Source organism: Azorhizobium sp. AG788, from assembly GCF_004364705.1.
GTDB classification, from domain to species: Bacteria; Pseudomonadota; Alphaproteobacteria; order Rhizobiales; family Xanthobacteraceae; genus Azorhizobium; species Azorhizobium caulinodans.
Map to the genome: position 1 here is coordinate 1 of NZ_SOBM01000018.1, position 4,913 is coordinate 4,913.

The window sequence follows — 4,913 nt, forward strand, 5'->3', positions numbered from 1 at the left end:
ACGTTCGCTCAACAGGAACAAGTCACCCATCACGGCCTCCTCAATGGAGACCGTGAATCACATCTAGAACCAAATTAATAGGTCCTGAGCCTAGGTCCCTGTCCCATCCGCCCATCACATGTCCCGGCCCGTAACAGCGCTCCAGCAGTAAATCCGCGAGGAGTGAAGGCCATGTGATGCTGCCGACGACCGCATCAAAGCTTGGACGTGCCGCTGGGTCCGTCACGAGCAGCACACTGAGAGCGCTGGCCACCTCCGATTCCAATCGGCGAGACGAAAGCCAATCGAGCAGCGCCGCGCATGCTCGTTCGCCCCATTTTTCCGACTGCAGCAGCCCGCGCAACGCGCGCGCCGCCCGCCAGCGGACCAGCTTCACAGGCCAACCCAGACGCTCGACCAGCAGCGTCAACGCGACGTCGCGTTCTACGAGAGCCATGTGATCTCCCCGATCGGCTGATCGCCCACCTCAGAGACGAAGCACCCCACCAACGCGGCGGCGACCGCTCCGGCTAAATTCCGCTCTCCCACCATCACCAGAAAGCGCATCAGGTAGCGCTGCCCGATTACAAGTGAGTTGCCTCGATGAGCGCCGTAGCGATCAGCCGCCGATGTATCGACGATAAATTCCCACCAGTCGGCCTTGTGATACTGTGCGGCCCATCCCAGCCTTCGCATGACCTCATCTTCAGAAGCCCAATATGCTTGCCAGCCATTCCGTGCGATCTGCGCGCGGACCAGCCATTTATAAGCGCTCTTAGGTCCTTCGATGGCGCGCGAGGCCTCATACACGGCGTCGAAGGTATCCTCAGCGTAGATGGTCGACTTGCCCGTCGTCACGTATGCCTCGATCGCGTCGATTGCCTTCTTGCCTTGCCCCTTAGCGACCCAATGAGACAGCCAGCTCGTCAGAAATTCTTTACGATTGCGGAAATCAGAGTCGGGATGATTAGCCTCCTTCACTAGCTTCTCGAACTGGGTCGCCCTAAACGACGTTGGCGACACACGCCATGGCTTCTCGGGCCCGAGGCTGTCTCCGCTCGATCCGCCGTGACGGTCTTCGGGCGCTCCACCCAGAAACGCGACCTGCCTTTCCCAGAGCGCTGCGGCCGGACTGCTGGTCCAGCCTGTCTTGCCCAGTTTCGACACTGACCTGTGATCGACCAGCGTTTTCGTGAGCGCGGCGAACGTCTCGGCTGAGGAGTCCCCAGTGCCGATGAACGACGTAAGGCAGTCGTCGGCGTAGTGCCATTCCTCCTCTTCCAGATAGTGTCGGTAGAACTGAGGCAATCGCTCCGGTCTTGTATTGGCCACAAGCTCGATCAGCTTCGAGCGGACATGGCCGGTCTCGTCACCGTCGGTGAAGGAGGTGATCCGCTCCACGACCGGGGCTAGCCTTAGTATGCTAGGCAGTGCGTCCGTTATGCCTGCGCGATGAGCCTCGCCCACGGCATCCAGTGCGCCGACGGCATTCAGGTCCTTCCGATAGCCATAGCCGATCACGCAGTCGGCCGCTCGCGCGATCAGCTCGGCCTCGCGGCCCAGCTTATAGGCCCGCGAAAACCGGGCGTATCTCACCCAGGCATCGGCCCGCTCATTGAACGGGGTTACCTTCCCGGCAAGAGCCGCGACGCTGTCATCAAGCAGCGCCTTGGAGCTATTCCCGAGGATGTGCCGTTGATCCTCGATGTCGTCCTCGATCCACAGGTCATCAAGCCAATGCGGCGAGGCTCTTGCAACGGCCAGTTCGGCAGGCGCGACAGCGACCGGGCCCTTGGAGACTAGATGAAGATCGCGGGCGATGCGGAACAACGCGAGCCGGAAAGCCAGATAGCGCCTGTGTTCAGCCTCGTTGCTATTTCCCTTGAATGGTACCGGCTCGAGCTGGGCGACGGCGACGAACACGCTGGTAAAGTCTGCTGGTAACGCGCCGCTGGCGATCTGCGCCGCTGCCGTCTCCAAACAAGCGATTCCTTGGCGAAGCCACCCGATCTTCATCTGATCGAGCCCCGGGTGGATCATGGAATGATCGCCCTCGGCTCGCAGGGCGGACGCCAGAGCCGAAAAGAATACCGTATGCAAGAAGCGGTCGACTCCTGCGGCGCGACCGAAGCGCATATCCTCATCGCCGAGCCCCATGGGCGGTGGCGGCAGCGTCATTCGGCGGCTGGCGCTGCGATCACGCAGCAGGAACCAGCACATCAGCAGTGGACTCACGGGCGTCTTGAGCGACACGGCGTGGCGCAAGCCGAGGTCGACTCCAAGATATCCACCCGTTCGGGCGATCTGGTCGTGGATGTTCTTGATGAGCGCCGCCCATTTGTCGGCTCTGAATTTGGACGTGAGCCAGATGAGAACGTCGAGGTTGCCTGACCTGCCGAGATCGCGAACGAAGTCGATCAACAGCGACATCGGATCTCTGAAGCCCTTGAGGAAGGACACCATCCTCTCGGCGGTCTCCTTGTCCCCTGCGCTCGCAACTTTCATGAGCCTGTGGGTTGTCCCAACGAACTCGTCCTGAGGTTTATGACGAAGCTCAATCCAAACGTTCAAGCGACGCCGCAGCTCGGTCATGAAAGCCTCGCACATCTCTGCCTTCAGCCCATCCGGCGCTACCTCGAGGAGTGACACCAGCTCGCCTTCAGTGAGCCCGCCAGGATCGTCCGCGAGGATGCGCAACTGCTCCCAGTTCGCAGCGGCAGAGATGGCATTAGCCTGAAACGATGCGTAGTCGCCCGATTGGTAGTCACGCACGTTGAGCGCCCGAATCTTCAGCCAACGCAGGCTGACGGTCTTGGCGAGGTCTCCTATGTTAAAAGCCGCCCACTCGGCCGCGGTTAGAATTTCGATCACCTGTCGATCGCTGTAGCCCGACGCCAGAGATCCCTTGATCCAGTCTCGCGTTGTGCCGTCGAGCAGAGGTTTTGCGTCCCCCATCCGCGCACGAGTGAGCCATAGCCATCCCCAACGCCATAACGCTGGCGCGTCAGCCTCAAGCCACGCGACGATACGCGGCAAAAGTGCCTCGTATGCATCCTTGTGATCCGCCCGCTCCCTGACCCACGCAAAGATGCTGCCATGAAAAGGCACTAGTCCGGACTCTCGCGCCTCGACCAGAAATGCGATCTCCGAAAAATCGCCGAAACACTTGCGAATTCCGGCACTTGGCCAGAAGAACGCCGTCCCGGCCATAGCTTGTAGGGTCCGCCGCGCATCGGGCGTGAGGCCGCTCCAGAGCGCCGCATAGTAGGCCCGGATGTCGCCATCCGGACATGACGGGATCGCGTCGACGTCTTCCGGCCGGATCGGCCTGTTTGAGAGCGCCACGCTCTCGAACGCGTAGATCAGATGCAGAGGATGCCCTTTGGAGATCTTGTAGAAGCTCTCAGCGATCGCATCGACCGCCTTGCTTCTATCCTCGCCATTGTAGGTTCGCACCAGCAGTTGTTTGGCGCGGTCTTGTGCCGCCACCCATTTCGCAACGGCGACCTGGTCCATCGCGGGAATCTCGACCCAGTCCTTCGACTTGGCCTGTTGGATCAACTTTCGCGGCAGTTGGTCGTCCGACACCTTCTGTGTGCCGACCACGAGACTAACATTGTCAGGAACCGGAAGCAGGTAACTGAAGAGTTGATTCAACTGGTCGACCCGCGCGGTCTCGCGCCACACGTGATCGAGCCCATCGATGATAACGTAGAGGCGCTGCCCTTTAGCCGCGAAGTACCGGGCCGCGCACTCAAGCAAAGCCCTTAGGTCAGTTGGCCTCTCGATTTGCCCACCGACGCTGTTGGGGTAGAGCACGAAGAGCTGATTGATGAGCGACGCTGCGATCGTCATGAACGACGAACGATCGGGCGTGGCGTCATCGAGCGCCAGGAAGTAGTGATGACGGATCACTGGCGAACCTGCGCCTTCCTCCCTCAAACGGTTCGTTACGGCACTCAGGAACGTGCTCTTGCCCTTGCCCGGGGTTCCCCAAACGACCGTGATCGGCGCCCCTTTCTTGAGCCGTGACAGCATCGCCTCGCCGAATTTTCGGCTAGGCAGCACATAATTAGGAGGAACCCGAAAGTCCTGACGGATCGGCTGCGGCCGCTGCTTCGTAATGGCCTGAACAAGGTGCTCGTGAAGAATGCGCCCGTCAGGCGGCGGCTGGTTCCTGCGGGTAGTCCACGTTCTCACTCGCTCACGCAGAAACAGCCATCCGTTAGGCTCCAGATCAGATGGCACCAGCTGATCGCGCAGGGCATTCTCGTATTGGTCGAAGTCGCGCTCGCTATGGTGGAAGCGGAATTGCCGGAAGAACGCCTCACATTCTGCCTCCCCACCACAATGCTCCTGAAGAATGGAAAGGACGGCGGCCGGTATTTTGGAGAGGTCGATTTGATCACCAACGAGACAGGCCTTTACCGCGGCATCCGGTACACGATTGGTCCGCAGCGACGCTGAGCGAACCGCACCTGACCCTTCCAGCTTCCGCAAACAGGTCGACCACTTGGTGAGCAGCGAGGTGCCCTTGCCCTTGGTTTCGGTCAGCCAAGTCCAATCGAGTGGGTAGTCCGTCCTGTCGACGGTGAACTTCACCTGGATGTAGTCGTAGCTGCCATCGGCGCGCGCGATCACAACATCGTCGAGCGACGTTCCGTTCTCGACGGCCTCGAGCTGGATCCACGCATAACTGTCGGGATCGCGGTAAAACTGGATGAGCGCTTCAACTCCAACCAGGTCCTGATATTCGTAACCGACCCGGGTAATCGTTGATGGCTTAATTGTCTTGTTGGGCAAGCGGTAATCCTTGGCAAAACGACGTCAAATATAGCGTGACCTGCCCCTCTTGAGTGGTCCGGCTTGAGTCTAATGCATTGTGGGCCTGTTGGGCGCATTTGATGTTGGCGGCACCTGCGGCACGATAACGG

The 4,913-nt window shown here is 60.1% G+C and carries 2 protein-coding genes; both read right to left on the bottom strand.

Annotated elements, in window-relative coordinates; genetic code table 11:
- Positions 1-40 precede the first annotated feature (40 nt).
- Positions 41-436: a hypothetical protein gene (locus tag DFO45_RS24855; protein WP_133866991.1), complete on the bottom strand. Its 396-nt coding sequence runs from the start codon at positions 434-436 to the stop codon at positions 41-43.
- Entirely contained in the window at positions 424-4,782 is a 4,359-nt protein-coding gene (locus tag DFO45_RS24860) for an NACHT domain-containing protein (RefSeq protein WP_133866992.1), read from the bottom strand. The genes DFO45_RS24855 and DFO45_RS24860 overlap by 13 nt, the downstream gene beginning before the upstream one ends.
- Positions 4,783-4,913: the final 131 nt, after the last annotated feature.